Raw genomic sequence first — 14260 nt, 5'->3', positions numbered from 1 at the left:
GTGTCTCGCGGAGTGTCTCGCGGGGTGTCTCGCGAAGTGGTGAGCGTCGACTGTACTGCCGGTTCTTCAACTCTCAACCGCGCGCATTCGGCCAACAAAAGGTGCTGAATGAGTCACATGTGACGTCTTGGGCACCAGAGGCAACTCTGTCCGGACCTGTGGCGACTCCATGTGGGGGCGTACGTCCTCACGTGGGCCGGAGCACGGCCGGGAGCGGACGAGCACACCCCCGTAACAGGAGACCTCGCCGGGTGTAACACGCCGGAAGCACGCTGAACGGTATGAAGACCGCCTCGACGCCCACCCACTGCCCGTACTGCGCCCTGCAGTGCGGGATGAACCTGTCGCCCTCGCCACAGGGGGGCGTCGAGGTGCAGGAACGCGCGGACTTCCCGGTGAACCGCGGCGCGCTGTGCGGCAAGGGCCGTACGGCGCCGGCGGTCCTTTCGTCGAGCGTCCGCCTGACGTCCCCATTGGTGCGCTCCGGGGGCACGCTGGTGCCCGCGACCTGGGACGAGGCGCTCGACCGGATCGTCGAGGGGCTGGGCGCGGCGCGCGCCGCGCACGGGCCGGACGCGTGCGGGGTGTTCGGCGGCGGCGGACTGACGAACGAGAAGGCGTACACGCTCGGGAAGTTCGCGAGGGTCGTGCTCGGCACCTCGCAGATCGACTACAACGGCCGCTTCTGCATGTCGTCGGCGGCGGCCGCCGGAACGAAGGCGTTCGGTCTGGACCGGGGGCTGCCCTTCCCGCTGGAGGACATCCCGAAGACGGGGTGCGTGATCCTCGTCGGGTCGAACCTGGCGGAGACCATGCCGCCCTCGCTGCGGTTCTTCAATGAGCTGCGGGAGAACGGCGGCACGCTGATCGTCGTCGACCCGCGCCGCACGAAGACCGCCGAGCAGGCCGACCTGCACCTGGCGCCCCGGCCCGGCACCGACCTGGCGCTGGCCCTCGGGCTGCTGCACCTGGTGGTCGCCGAGGGGCGGGTCGACGAGGAGTACGTCAAGGGGCGCACGGTCGGCTGGGAGGACGCCCGGGCCGCCGCGATGGCGCACTGGCCGGAGTACGTGGAGCGGATCACGGGGGTGTCCGTTCCTCAACTCCGGGAAGCCGTACGGCTGTTCTGCGAGCCGGAGGCGGCGATGGTGCTGACCGCGCGCGGGCCCGAGCAGCAGTCCAAGGGCACCGACACGGTGAGCGCCTGGATCAACCTGTGCCTGGCGACCGGACGGGCGGGCCGCCCGCTGTCCGGGTACGGCTGCCTCACCGGGCAGGGCAACGGGCAGGGCGGCCGCGAACACGGCCAGAAGGCCGACCAGTTGCCCGGCTACCGCAAGCTGACGGACCCGGCGGCGCGTGCGCACGTGGCCGAGGTGTGGGGCGTGGACCCGGACAGTCTGCCGGGGCCCGGACGCAGCGCGTACGAGCTGCTCGACGCGCTGGGCACGGACATCCGGGCGCTGCTGCTGATGGGGTCCAACCCGGTGGTGTCGGCGCCGCGCGCGGCGCATGTCGAGGAGCGCGTCAAGTCACTGGACTTCCTCGCGGTGTGCGATGTCGTGCTGTCGGAGACGGCGGCCCTCGCGGACGTCGTCCTGCCCGTCACGCAGTGGGCGGAGGAGAGCGGCACGACGACCAACCTGGAGGGGCGGGTGCTGCTGCGGCGCCGGGCGATCAGCCCACCCGAGGGGGTCCGAAGCGACCTGGAGGTCATGCACGAACTGGCCGCCCGCCTCGGTGTGGAGAAGGGCTTCCCGACCGACCCCGAGGAGGTCTTCGAGGAGCTGCGCCGGGCCAGCGCGGGCGGGCCGGCGGACTACTCCGGGATCACCTACCGCAGGCTGGCGGAGGAGAACGGGGTGTTCTGGCCGTGTCCGGCGCCCCCGCGGGACGCGGAGGGCGCGGGCCTGGACGTGCCGCCTGACGCCCCGGTGCGGGACGACGAGACCGCGGTCGCCCACCCCGGCACCCCCCGCATCTTCCTCGACCGGTTCGCCACCGAGGACGGCAGGGCCCGGTTCGTCACCGTCACCCACCGGGCGATCGCGGAGGAACCCGACGACGAGTACCCGGTGTTGCTGACCACCGGGCGGGTCGTGGCCCAGTACCAGTCCGGTGCGCAGACCCGCCGCGTCGACGAGCTGAACGCCGCCGCGCCCGGCCCGTTCGTGGAACTGCACCCGCGGCTGGCGGCGCGGCTCGGGGCGTCGGAGGGCGATCCCGTCGCCGTGGTCTCCCGGCGCGGCCGCGCGGTGGCACCGGCACGCATCACCACCGGCATCCGCCCGGACACCGTGTTCATGCCGTTCCACTGGCCGGGCGAGGGCCGCGCCAACACACTGACGAACCCGGCCCTGGACCCGACCTCGCGGATGCCGGAGTTCAAGGCGTGCGCGGTGCGGCTGGAGGCGGTCGAGGGCTGAGCCGCCGGTTCAGCGAGCCGCCCCATCCCCGCACTCGGTCCGCTCACCCCGCCGACCAGTCCCCGCCCTCGATCCGCTTGCCGCGGGCCCGGAGCCGGGCGGCCACGGCGGGGGCGGCCACGTACACCCAGGCCCGTGCGGGCTCGCCGTCGCCGACGAGGGTGACCTCCCGTTCGACACGCTCGTAGAGGTTGCGCGGATCGCCGGGCGCGTAGTCCTCCAGCCGGTCGAGGGTGCGGAGCAACTCGCCGTACTCCTCCGGTCGTGCGGTGACGATCTCCCCGTACACCGTGCCGCCGGGCTCCTCCACAACGTAGGGATAGCCGGGGCCTTCGTACAGCACCGCCCCCCGCATGACGGCCGGTTGCTCGGACAGGGTGCGGCCGCGCAGGAAGAGGTCGTGGTTGGGCCGGCCGGGGCGGAGGGTGCCGTAGACGAAGAAGGGGAGCGTCACAGAAACGATTCTCACCCCTCACACACCTCCTCGAACGCGCTATGGACATGACACGTTCGGGGCGCCTTAGATCTTGTTCAAGATCAGCGCCGCCCTCACACACCCCTGGCGCCCCTCCCCCACGCGCCCCATGGCGCCGCCCCGAGGAGACCGATGAGCCGGATACGGCCGCACATCCGAGGTACCCGCCGTCTCGCCACCGCCGCAGTGGCCGCCACCACCGCCACCCTACTGGCCGCCGCACTCACCCCCACCGCCGAAGCGGCCGAGCGGCCGACCCGCGCCAGTGCGATCGAGAACGCCGCGTCAGTCCTGGCGGACTACGCCAAGAGCCTGGGCCTGACCTCCGCGCAGGGCACATCCGTTCGTGACGTCGTCGTGGACGCGGACGGCACGCAGCATGTGCGCTACGACCGCACCTACCGCCGACTTCCCGTGCTGGGCGGCGACTTCGTGGTCCACCTGGCCAAGGACGGCGCGTACCGCAGTACGGACCGGGCCACCCGCGCCGACATCTCCCTCGCGAGCATCGTCCCCGCGCTCTCCGCCCCGAAGGCCGCCGACATCGCGACGAACGCGCTGCGTGCCGCGAACCTCGGCGAGACGCTGAAGAAGCTGACCGCCAAGCCGGAGCTGGTCGTCGACGCCCTGCACGGCCAGCCGCGGCTCGCCTGGCGCACCGATGTGGCCGCCCAGGACTCCCTCGGCAACCCGGTCTCGCGGACGGTGCTGACGGACGCCCGCACCGGCACGCAGATCGACGCGTGGGACGACATCGAGACCGCGTCGGGCGACGGCAAGTCGCTGTACGGCGGCACGGTTCCGGTGCGGACGACCCTGTCGGGATCGACGTATCAGCTCAAGGATCCGACGCGCGGCGGCACCTACACCGGGGACGCCGCGAACAAGACGGACCTGTGCTTCCTGGGCAACGTCTGCGTCAGCCGGGCACCCTCGACGGTGTTCACGGACACCGACAACCACTGGGGTACGGGCGCGACGTCCGACCGCTCGACCGTGGCCGTCGACGCGCAGTACGGCACCGACACGACGTGGGACTACTACAAGAACGTCCATGGGCGGAACGGCATCGCCGGTGACGGCAAGGGCTCGTTCAACCGGGTGCACTACGGCACCCGGTACAACAACGCCTTCTGGGACGACACCTGCTTCTGCATGACGTACGGCGACGGTGACGGCACCCAGCTCGGGCCGCTGGTGTCGCTGGACGTGGCCGGCCACGAGATGTCGCACGGCGTCACCTCGAAGACGGCCGCGCTGACGTACTCGGGCGAGTCGGGCGGTCTGAACGAGGCGACGTCCGACATCTTCGGCACGCTGGTGGAGTTCTACGCGAACAACGCGTCGGACAAGGGTGACTACCTGATCGGCGAGAAGGTCGTCCGCTCCGGCTTCGGCCGGGACGCCCTGCGCTCCATGGACAAGCCCTCCAGGGACGGCAAGTCGGCGGACTACTGGAGCAGCAAGCTCGGCGACCTCGACGTCCACTACTCCTCCGGTGTCGCCAACCACTTCGCCTACCTCCTCGCCGAGGGCAGCGGCACCAAGACCATCAATGGCGTCACCTACAACTCCCCCACCTACGACGGCTCCACGGTCACGGGCATCGGCCGGGACAAGCTCGGCAAGATCTGGTACCGGGCGCTGACGGTCTACATGACGTCCTCGACGGACTACGCGGGCGCCCGCAAGGCGACCCTCGACGCGGCGAAGGACCTGTACGGCGGCGGCAGCACCGAGTACAACGCGGTCGCGGCGGCGTGGAAGGCAGTGAACGTGAACTGAGCCGAGGTCGCCCCCTCCGCTCGCCCCTCCGTCGCGAACACTGTACGCTGATGCGTACGCTGTACGCGAACCAGGAGGAGGGGCGAGCGTCATGGCCGCCGCGAAGTCGAAGCAGAACCCCATCCCGTCGGTGTGGGCCCGCACCCGGCGCGAACCCGACCAGCCCGCCCTCAGCCGTGCGGCGATCGTCCGGGAGGCGGTCGCGATGCTGGACGCCGAGGGCATCGAGGCGCTGAGCATGCGCAAGCTGGGCGCCCGTCTGAACGCGGGCGCGACCTCGCTCTACCGGCATGTCGCCACCAAGGACGAGCTGATGGAGCTCGCCGTGGACGAGGTCGCCGCCGAGATCCACGTCCCGGACGCGGACAGCCCCGACTGGCGCGCCGCCGCCGCCGAGGCCGCGCACTCCTTCCGCGCCACGGCGCTGCGGCACCCCTGGCTGTCCTCGGTGCTGGGACAGGCGGGCCTCGCCTATCTCGGCCCCAACCTGATGACGTTCTCCGAGCGGCTGGCCGCCCTGTTCACGGCGGCGGGCTTCCCCGAGCCGAGCCGGGCGATCGACGCGGTGCTGTCGTACACGATCGGCATGAGCACCACGGAGGCCGCCTGGCTCACCACGGTCGCGCGGTCCGGCGAGAGCGAGGCGGACTTCATCGCCCGCCTGCTGCCCGCCGCCCAGGAGGCGGCCGCCGCCCACGACCACCTGGCCGGCGCCTACACCGACGCGCAGGCCGCGACCACCGACCCGGTCGCCCTGCGCGACGACAAGTTCGCGGGCTCCCTGGAGATCGTCCTGGACGGACTGGCCATGCGACTGCCGCACTGAGCCTGCCACGAGGCCGGGGCACCTGGCGCGGCGGCCTCAGGACCCGTACGGCCGCCGCTCCCTCGCCTCCCGCAACGCCAGCCCCCACCACACGAGTTGGTCCAGCATCGTCTTCGCCGCCGCGTCCGGTGCCGAGGGCTCCAGCAGGCGGCCCTCGTCGTCGAAGGAGGCGCCCGCGTTGTGGAAGGAGACGGTGTCGCGGAGGGTCACGGCGTGCAGCTCGGCGAAGACCTGCCGGAGGTGTTCGACCGCGCGCAGGCCGCCCGAGACGCCGCCGTAGGAGACCAGGGCGACGGGTTTGGCCTGCCACTCGGCGTAGTGCCAGTCGACGAGGTTCTTCAGGCCCGCCGGATAGGAGTGGTTGTACTCGGGGGTCAGCACGATGAACGCGTCCGCCTCCGCGAGTTTGGGGCTGACCGACTTCAGGACTCCGGCCGCCTCGTCGGACCGGGCGAAGGTGGTCGGCAGGTCGGTCTCGGCGACGTCGACGACCTGGACGGCGAGGTCGCCCCGGGACCGGGCGCGGTCGAGGAGCCAGTCGGCGACCACGGGGCCGAAGCGGCCGTGACGGTTGCTGCCGACGACGACGGTGACGTTCAGGGGCGCGGAAGCGCTGCGTGTCTTCATGCGGCACAGCGTGGTACCTCAACCTTTGTTGAGGTCAAGCCATGGCCCGCGCGGCCCCGGTCACCCGTTCTTCCCCTCCCCGGACCGCTTTCCGCAGTCCGCTCCGCACACGGCGGTGACCTGCTGAAACGGCGGCTGACCCGGTCGCCCTGACACCCGTTCACCACACTCCCGGCGCCTTCTCGGGAAGCGGGCGCGGCCCGGTGCCCCTTACCTCGGAAGGACAGGGCAACCAGAGCTCGAGGGAGCACCCATGCGACGTACCGTCCGGCTGCTGACCGGTACCGCGCTCGCCGTCGCCGCGGCCGGCGCGGCCGCCGCGCCCGCGCACGGCGGTGACACCGGCGGCCGTCTGGAGGTGTTCCCCGCCACGGTGGTGCCGGGCGGCGACGTCACGGTGACCAGCACCTCGTGCGGTGACAGCGGTACGGCGACCGGGGACGCCAGCGCGGTGGGCGCCGGTCACTTCACGCTCGCGCCGACCGCGCACGAGGGCGAGGCGACCGGGCACTTCCGGGTGCCGCCGAGCGCGCAGCAGGGGACGTACGAGATCGACGTGATCTGCACCGAGGGCGACGACTGGGCCACCGGCGACCTGGTGGTGACGTTGTCCTCCGAGCGTGCCCAGGTGTCCCCGCGGGGAAGTGTGAAGACGGGGGTCGGCGGCGCCCTGGGCCCCGATCCCGTACAGACCGCGGGCGGTGTGGCGGCTCTCGCCGTCGCCGCCGCGGGCGGTACCTGGCTCCTGCATCGCCGGGCGAGAGGCGACGGGATCTGACGGACACCCTCCGCTGTCCGTCCGCCGGTACCGCAAGTCCCCTCCCCCTCCGGGTCCGACGCCCCTCGCGGCCCGGGGGGGGGCACGGGGCTCCGTCACGCAGGAGGAGGGTGCTCGCAGATGCGCAGAGTCGGCAACACCGCCATGGCGGCCGTCACCGCGGCCGCCCTCCTCTCCGGCGCCTGGCTGCTGCGCAACGGCTCCGAGACGCACGCCCCGCCGCAGCCCACGGCGGCCGAGGCCCACTCCGGGCCGTCCGACCCGCGCTCGGCCCCGCCGCTGCCACCCTCCCCGCCCGACCGGATCCGCATCCCCTCCCTCCGCGTGGACGCCCCCCTCATGGGCCTGCGCCTGACCGGTGCCGGCAGCCTGGACGTCCCGCCGGCGCGGGAGAAGAACCTGGCCGGCTGGTACGAGGCCGGCACGACCCCGGGCGAGACCGGCACCGCGATCGTCGCCGGGCACGTCGACAACGCCGACGGCCCCGCCGTCTTCTACGGCCTGGGCGCGGCGAAGAAGGGTGCCGTCATCGAGGTGGCCCGGCGCGACGGCACGGTCGCGCTGTTCTCCGTGGACGCGGTCGAGGTCTACGACGCGCGGGACTTCCCCGACGAGAAGGTGTACGGGGCGGCACGGCGGCCGGAGCTGCGGGTGATCACCTGCGGCGGGGGTTTCTCACCGGGCACCGGTTATCAGGGCAACGTGGTCGTCTTCGCGCACCTCACGGGGAGCCGGTGAGTCGGCGGGAGGGCCGCTCAGGCCGTTCACGACGTTCTCCCTGCCCCACGCGCCGAGCGGGGCCAGCGCCTCGTTGAGGGCGGTGCCGCGGGGCGTCAGCGAGTACTCCACGCGCGGCGGCACCTCGTCGTAGGCCTCCCGGTGGACGATGCCGTCCGCCTCCAGCTCCCGCAACTGCGCCGCCAGCACCTTCTCGGTCACCCCCGGCAGGCCTCGGCGCAGCTCGCCGAAGCGGCACGGGCGCTCGTGCAGCGCCCACAGGATCAGCACCTTCCACTTGCCGCCGATCACGTCCATCGCCGCGTCGATCCCGCAGACGTACGCCCCCGGCCGTCGCCCGGTCGTCCCCATGCCCGCCCCTCCCCTTGCGCTGCCTGCACCCTTCCCCCGGAGTAACCACCCACTCCGAAGTGCGTACTTGAGCGGGTGCTTCCCCTGCGACGAGCCTAAACGCCATGACCGACACCGCAAATGCTCCCCGTACCCCTCTGACTCTTCTCGGCACCGGTGCCATGGGCACCGCCCTCGCCCGTGTCTGGCTGGCCGCCGGGCACGAGGTGACCGTCTGGAACCGCACCGCTGCCCGTGCCGAGCCACTCGCCGCCGAGGGCGCCACCGTCGCCGCGAGCGCCGCCGAGGCCGTGGCCGCGAACCGGCTCGTGATCGCCTGCCTGCTGGACGACGCCTCCGTGGGCGAGGCCCTCGACGGGACCTCACTCGCCGGGCGGGACCTGGTGAACCTCACCACCGGCACCCCGGCCCAGGACCGTGCGCGCGCCGCCTGGGCCGGGGAACGCGGCGCCCGCTTCCTGGGCGCCGGGATCATGGCCGTCCCCCCGATGATCGGCGCCCCGGGCTCTGGCGGCTACGTCTTCTACAGCGGCTCCGCCGAGCTGTTCGAGGAGCACCACGAGACGCTCGCCGTCCCGTCCGGCACCCGTTACGTCGGGGCCGACCCGGGCTTCGCCGCGCTGCACGACGTGGCGCTGCTGAGCGCGATGAGCGGCATGTTCGCCGGCATCGCCCACGCCTTCGCGCTGATCCGCCCGGAGGACATCGCGCCGAAGGACTTCGCACCGCTGCTCGTGGACTGGCTCACCGCGATGGCCCCGGCCGCGCACCAGAGCGCCGAAGGGCTCCAGAGCGGCGACTACACCCGCGACGTCGTCTCCAACCTCGCGATGCAGGTCGCGGGCAACGCCACGCTGCTGCGCACGGCCGGGGAACAGCGGGTCAGCCCGGAGCTGCTGACGCCGTACATGGAGCTCATGGAACGCAGGCTGGCGCAGGGGCACGGGGACGAGAACGGGACCGGTGTGGTGGAACTGCTGGACCTGCGAGGGCGCTAGGCGATCCACTGTTCGTACGCCAGGTTCGCCACCAGGGCGAACACCACCGTCAGCAGCACGACCCGGACGAAACCGCTGCCCTTTTTCAGGGCGGTACGGGCGCCGAGAGTGCCGCCCGCGAGGTTGAAGAGGGCCATGAGGGCGGCGAGCTGCCACAGGACCACGCCCTGCCAGGCGAACATCGCCAGCGCGCCGGCGTTGGTGCAGCAGTTGACGATCTTGGCGGTGGCGGAGGCGGTCACGAGGTCGAGGTGGAGGACGGCGGTGAGGGCGAGGACCAGGAACGTGCCGGTGCCCGGTCCCACGAGACCGTCGTAAAAACCGATGCCCAGGCCCGCGAGGGCGATCGCGGCGAGGATGCGGCGCGGTGTGGCCGGGCCGGGAGCGGGGGCCGTACCGAAGGCCGGGCGCAGGATCACGAAGGCCGCGACCGCGAGCAACACGACCATGATCACCGGCTTGAGCACGTCCGTACTCATCCCGGCCGCGAAGAAGGCCCCGGCGGACGAGCCGGCGAGGGCGGCCAGACCGATGCGCACTGCCGTCGGCACGTCCACCGGGGCCCGGCGGGCATAGGTGACCGCCGCGCCGGCGGTGCCGACGATGGCGACCGCCTTGTTGGTGCCGAGGGCGGACACGGCCGGGGTGCCCCCGGGCAGCCCGAGCAGCAGGACCGGGAGCAGCAGCAGACCGCCCCCGCCCACCACCGCGTCGATCCAGCCCGCCGCGAGGGCGGCCACGCACAGGACGGCGACCATGGTCAGCGGTATGTCGGGCATGATCGCGACCGTACGGACCGGATACATGGTCAGTCCATCGACCTGAGCGACTTCTGAGCTTCGCCCGCCCCGGACCCCCGCACACCCCGACCTCACAGCGCCCTTCAGGCGCGGGCCGGGAACCCTCACACTCCTGCCCCGGGCCCGCTGAGGGCAGCGTTCCTCGCGGGAAACAACCGTGATGCGACCGGGAAACCTCGGCACCGCACGCTCAATGGCATGACCTCGAATACGCGTGTGGTGGTGATCGGCGCCGGCCTCGCGGGCGTACGTCTCGCCCGGCGGCTCGGTGAGCTCGGCACGCCCGCGCTGCTCGTCGGCGAGGAGGAACACCGGCCGTACAACCGGGTCCTGCTCGCCGAGGTGCTGGCCGGACGATACAGCCCGGACGTGATCGCCCTCCCGGCGCCCGCCGGGCTGACCCGTTCCCGGGTCACCGGCATCGACCGCGAGGCACGGACCGTGACCTGCGCGGACGGCTCGCTGATCGACTACGGCACGCTGGTCCTGGCCACCGGTTCCAACCCCGTGCTCCCGCCGCTGCGCGGCCTGTTCACCCCCGACCACGTCCTGCCCGAGGGTGTCCACGCGTTCCGCACGATGGACGACTGCCTCGGCCTGTCGAAGGCGGTGCGCCCGGGAGTGCGGGCGGTCGTCATCGGCGGCGGACTGCTCGGCGTCTCCGCCGCCCGCGCGCTGGCCCAGCGCGGCGCCCAGGTCGTCCTCGCCCAGCAGGCCGAGCGCCTGATGGAACGTCAACTCGACCCGGCGGCCTCCAAGCTGGTCCGGCGCCATCTGAAGGACCTGGGCGTCGAGGTGCACACCGAGTGCCGCGTAAGGGACGTGCGCTGCGTCGGCGGCGCGGTCCGCTCGGTGGAGATGGCCGACGGCTACGCCCTCGACGCCGACCTCGTCGTCCTGGCCTGCGGGGTCCGCCCGCGCGCCGGAATCGCCAAGGAGGCGGGACTCGCCGTCCACAAGGGCATCCTCGTCGACGACGAACTGCGCACCTCCGACCCGCACATCCGGGCCATCGGCGACTGCGCCCAGCACGAGGGCACCCTCTACGGCCTGGCCGCGCCCGCGCTCGAACAGGCCGACGTGCTGGCCGAGCTGCTGGCCGGCAGCGCCACCGCCCGGTACACCGGCACCCGTTCCCTGACCCGGCTCACCCTCGCCGGTCAGGACTTCCTGGACCTCGCCGCGTTCGGCGAGACCGAGGCCCTCCCCGGCGACGACGTCGTGCAGCTCACCGACGCCACCCGGGGCACCTACCGCAAGGTCGTCGTCCGCGACGACCGCCTGGTCGGCGGGGTCCTCGTCGGCGAACTCGGCACCGTCGGCGCGCTGGCGCGCGCCTGGGAGGGAGCAGAGCCGCTCCCGTCCGACGGCGGCCCCCTGCTCCACCTGCTCACCAACGATGGAGGCTCCTGATGACGGCCACCCCGGGGACGACCCCCACGATCGTGCTCGTCGGCCACGGCATGGTCGGCCAGCGCTTCCTCGAAGCGCTCGCCGAGCGCGGCCTGACCGCCACGCACCGCGTGGTCGTGCTCTGCGAGGAGCCGCGTCCGGCCTACGACCGTGTGGCGCTCACCTCCTACTTCTCGGGCAAGACGCCCGAGGACCTCTCGATGACCGACATGGCGTTCATCGAGAAGGAGGGCATCGAGCTGCACGTCGGCGACCCGGCGGAGACCATCGACCGTGACGCCCGCAAGGTCACGTCCCGCTCCGGCCTCGTCGTCGACTACGACGTCCTCGTCCTGGCCACCGGCTCGTACCCGTTCGTGCCGCCGGTCCCCAACAAGGACGCCGAGGGCTGCTTCGTCTACCGCACGATCGACGACCTGCTCGCGATCGAGGAGTACGCGAAGTCCAGGGCGACGACCGGCGCGGTGGTCGGCGGCGGTCTGCTCGGCCTGGAGGCCGCGGGCGCGCTGAAGGGCCTCGGGCTCACCAGCCACATCGTGGAGTTCGCGCCGCGGCTGATGCCGGTGCAGGTAGACGAGGGCGGCGGCGCGGCCCTGCTGCGCACCATCGAGGAGATGGGCCTGGCCGTGCACACCGGCGTGGGCACGCAGGAGATCCTCGTCGGCGAGGACGGCGCGGTCACCGGCATGAAGCTGTCCGACGGCTCCGAACTCGCCACCGACCTGGTGGTGTTCTCCGCCGGTGTCCGCCCCCGCGACCAGCTGGCCCGCGACTGCGGTCTGACGGTCGGCGAGCGCGGCGGCATCACCGTCGACGAGCAGTGCCGCACGGTCGCCGATCCGCACGTCTTCGCGATCGGCGAGTGCGCGCTGGCCGCCGACGGCCGCGTGTACGGCCTGGTCGCGCCCGGTTACGAGCAGGCCGAGACGGCCGCGGCGACCATCGCGAAGGACGAGTCCGCGTTCACCGGCGCCGACCTGTCCACCAAGCTGAAGCTGCTCGGCGTGGACGTGGCGTCCTTCGGCGACGCGCACGGCACCGCCGAGGACTGCCTCGACGTCGTCTACTCAGACTCGCGTTCGGGCCTGTACAAGAAGCTGGTCATCGGCCGCGACGGCACCCTGCTCGGCGGCATCCTGGTCGGCGACGCGGACGCCTACGGCACGCTGAAGGCCTTCACCGGTTCGGTCCCGCCGGTCTCGCCCGAGTCGCTGGTGCTGCCCGCCGGAGCGGGGGAGAGCGTCCAGCTCGGCCCGTCCGCGCTGCCGGACGAGGCGGTCATCTGCTCCTGCCACAACGTCACCAAGGGCGCGATCCGCGGCGCGGTCACCGACCACCAGTGCACCACGGTGCCCGAGGTCAAGAAGTGCACCAAGGCCGGCACGGGCTGCGGCTCCTGCGTCAAGGTGCTCGGCCAGCTCGTCACCGCCGAGCTGGAGGCCGGCGGCGTCGAGGTCGACAAGGGCCTGTGCGCCTGCTTCTCGCAGACCCGCGAGGAGCTGTACGAGATCGTCCTCGCCCTGCGCATCAACACCTACCAGGACCTCCTCGACCGCTACGGCCGCGAGGACGCCCGGGGTGGCGACGGCTGCGACGTCTGCAAGCCCGCGGTCGCCTCGATCATCGCCTCCCTCGCCCCGACGATCGGCGCGAGCGGCTACGTCCTGGACGGCGAGCAGGCGGCGCTCCAGGAGACCAACGACCACTTCCTCGCCAACCTCCAGAAGAACGGCTCGTACTCGGTCGTGCCGCGCATCGCCGGCGGTGAGATCACCCCCGAGGGGCTGATCGTGATCGGTGAGATCGCCCGGGACTTCGGCCTCTACACGAAGATCACCGGCGGCCAGCGCATCGACATGTTCGGCGCGCGGGTGGAGCAGCTTCCGCTGATCTGGACCCGCCTGGTGGACGCGGGCTTCGAGTCGGGCCACGCCTACGGCAAGTCCCTGCGCACCGTGAAGTCCTGCGTGGGCCAGACCTGGTGTCGCTACGGCGTCCAGGACTCCGTGCGCATGGCGATCGACCTGGAGCTGCGCTACCGGGGCCTGAGGTCCCCGCACAAGCTCAAGTCCGCCGTCTCCGGCTGCGCCCGCGAGTGCGCCGAGGCCCAGTCGAAGGACTTCGGCGTGATCGCCACCTCCAACGGCTGGAACCTGTACGTCGGCGGCAACGGCGGCGCCACCCCACGCCACGCGGACCTGCTCGCGCAGGACCTGTCCGACGCCGAACTGATCCGCCTGATCGACCGGTTCCTGATGTTCTACATCCGCACCGCCGACCGCCTGGAGCGCACCTCCACCTGGCTGGAGCGGATCCCCGGCGGCCTGGACCACGTACGGGACGTGGTCGTCGAGGACTCGCTCGGCATCTGCGAGGAGCTGGAGTCGCTGATGACGGCCCACGTGGCGCACTACCGCGACGAGTGGGCGGAGACCATCAACGACCCGGAGAAGCTGGCCCGGTTCGTCTCCTTCGTCAACGCGCCCGACACGCCCGACCCGGTCGTCGGCTTCGTCCCCGAGCGCGACCAGATCAAGCCCGACCTGCCGCTGCTCAGCATCGGCATGCGACCCACGCACGACGTCCTGGAAGGGAGCGCCCAGCGATGACCCTGGCACCCGAGACCACCGACCTCAAGGTTCAACTCCACCTCGACGACGACTGGTTCACCGTCTGCGACCTCAGCCGGCTGCTCCCCGGCCGGGGCGTGGCCGCGCTGCTGCCCGACGGTCGCCAGGTCGCGTTGTTCCGCGACCGCGGCGGCGAGCTGTACGCCATCGACAACCGCGACCCCTTCGGCGGCGCGGCGGTCCTCTCCCGCGGCCTGACCGGCTCCGACCAGGGCCGCCCCTTCGTCGCCTCGCCCCTGCTCAAGCAGCGCTTCGACCTGCAGAGCGGGCAGTGCCTGGACGACGAGACGGTCAGGGTGACGACGTACGCGGTGCGCGTCGGCTGACGCGTACGCAACGGTCCCGCAGTCGGAGACCGGCGCCCGAAGCTCCAGAGCCGCGGAGTTTCGAAGCGCCGGTCTCCGGCTCTTTCG

Annotated in this window: 13 protein-coding genes; 9 read left to right on the top strand and 4 right to left on the bottom strand. The window is 72.3% G+C overall.

Going from position 1 to position 14260, the window contains the following annotated elements; genetic code table 11:
* The first annotated feature begins 281 nt into the window (after positions 1–281).
* Entirely contained in the window at positions 282–2426 is a 2145-nt protein-coding gene (locus tag IG99_RS19925) for a molybdopterin oxidoreductase family protein (protein WP_037675822.1), read from the top strand.
* Between the two features lie 43 nt (positions 2427–2469).
* Here the strand turns inward: IG99_RS19925 and IG99_RS19920 are convergent, their stop codons facing one another.
* Positions 2470–2880 (bottom strand): gamma-glutamylcyclotransferase family protein, encoded by a 411-nt coding sequence (locus IG99_RS19920; protein ID WP_037675820.1) that lies wholly within the window; start codon positions 2878–2880, stop codon positions 2470–2472.
* 153 nt (positions 2881–3033) lie between these two features.
* Between IG99_RS19920 and IG99_RS19915 the strand changes: the two genes are divergently transcribed.
* Complete coding sequence (locus IG99_RS19915; protein WP_037675819.1) at positions 3034–4686, top strand: M4 family metallopeptidase; 1653 nt, start codon at positions 3034–3036, stop codon at positions 4684–4686.
* A 91-nt stretch (positions 4687–4777) separates the two neighbouring features.
* On the top strand, positions 4778–5512 hold the full coding sequence (locus IG99_RS19910; RefSeq protein ID WP_037675817.1) for a TetR/AcrR family transcriptional regulator C-terminal domain-containing protein: 735 nt from the start codon (positions 4778–4780) through the stop codon (positions 5510–5512).
* 36 nt (positions 5513–5548) lie between these two features.
* Here IG99_RS19910 and IG99_RS19905 read toward each other — a convergent pair whose 3' ends face one another.
* The gene (locus IG99_RS19905; protein ID WP_037675814.1) at positions 5549–6139 is read right to left on the bottom strand and encodes an NADPH-dependent FMN reductase; all 591 of its coding nucleotides are present in this window, start codon (positions 6137–6139) and stop codon (positions 5549–5551) included.
* Between the two features lie 253 nt (positions 6140–6392).
* Between IG99_RS19905 and IG99_RS19900 the strand changes: the two genes are divergently transcribed.
* Together IG99_RS19900 and IG99_RS19895 are read left to right on the top strand one after the other, a co-directional pair.
* Positions 6393–6917 carry a hypothetical protein gene (locus tag IG99_RS19900; protein ID WP_037675812.1) on the top strand — a complete coding sequence of 175 codons (525 nt, stop codon included), beginning with the start codon at positions 6393–6395 and terminating at the stop codon, positions 6915–6917.
* 120 nt (positions 6918–7037) lie between these two features.
* Positions 7038–7655 carry a class F sortase gene (locus IG99_RS19895; protein ID WP_037675810.1) on the top strand — a complete coding sequence of 206 codons (618 nt, stop codon included), beginning with the start codon at positions 7038–7040 and terminating at the stop codon, positions 7653–7655.
* On the opposite strand, the gene IG99_RS19890 is transcribed toward IG99_RS19895, so the two are convergent.
* Complete coding sequence (locus IG99_RS19890) at positions 7593–8006, bottom strand: winged helix-turn-helix transcriptional regulator (RefSeq protein WP_037675809.1); 414 nt, start codon at positions 8004–8006, stop codon at positions 7593–7595. The genes IG99_RS19895 and IG99_RS19890 overlap by 63 nt on opposite strands.
* Before the next feature lie 104 nt (positions 8007–8110).
* On the opposite strand from IG99_RS19890, the gene IG99_RS19885 reads away from it, so the two are divergent.
* Positions 8111–9004 (top strand): NAD(P)-dependent oxidoreductase, encoded by an 894-nt coding sequence (locus IG99_RS19885; protein ID WP_037675806.1) that lies wholly within the window; start codon positions 8111–8113, stop codon positions 9002–9004.
* On the opposite strand, the gene IG99_RS19880 is transcribed toward IG99_RS19885, so the two are convergent.
* Positions 9001–9783, bottom strand: a complete 783-nt coding sequence (locus tag IG99_RS19880; RefSeq protein ID WP_037675947.1) for a sulfite exporter TauE/SafE family protein — start codon at positions 9781–9783, stop codon at positions 9001–9003. The genes IG99_RS19885 and IG99_RS19880 overlap by 4 nt on opposite strands.
* Before the next feature lie 219 nt (positions 9784–10002).
* Between IG99_RS19880 and IG99_RS19875 the strand changes: the two genes are divergently transcribed.
* The 3 genes from IG99_RS19875 to nirD are packed head-to-tail and all read left to right on the top strand — an operon-like array spanning position 10003 to position 14173.
* On the top strand, positions 10003–11217 hold the full coding sequence (locus IG99_RS19875; RefSeq protein ID WP_037675804.1) for an NAD(P)/FAD-dependent oxidoreductase: 1215 nt from the start codon (positions 10003–10005) through the stop codon (positions 11215–11217).
* A complete protein-coding gene (nirB, locus tag IG99_RS19870; protein ID WP_037675802.1) occupies positions 11217–13826 on the top strand; it encodes a nitrite reductase large subunit NirB in 2610 nt (869 codons plus the stop codon). Before IG99_RS19875 ends, nirB begins: the two co-directional genes overlap by 1 nt.
* Positions 13823–14173 carry a nitrite reductase small subunit NirD gene (gene nirD / locus IG99_RS19865; protein ID WP_037675800.1) on the top strand — a complete coding sequence of 117 codons (351 nt, stop codon included), beginning with the start codon at positions 13823–13825 and terminating at the stop codon, positions 14171–14173. The genes nirB and nirD overlap by 4 nt, the downstream gene beginning before the upstream one ends.
* Positions 14174–14260: the final 87 nt, after the last annotated feature.

Origin of the sequence: Streptomyces griseus subsp. griseus, assembly GCF_000720255.1 — a bacterium.
Classification (GTDB): domain Bacteria; phylum Actinomycetota; class Actinomycetes; order Streptomycetales; family Streptomycetaceae; genus Streptomyces; species Streptomyces griseus_I.
This window is presented reverse-complemented; position numbering and strand designations above follow the sequence as displayed.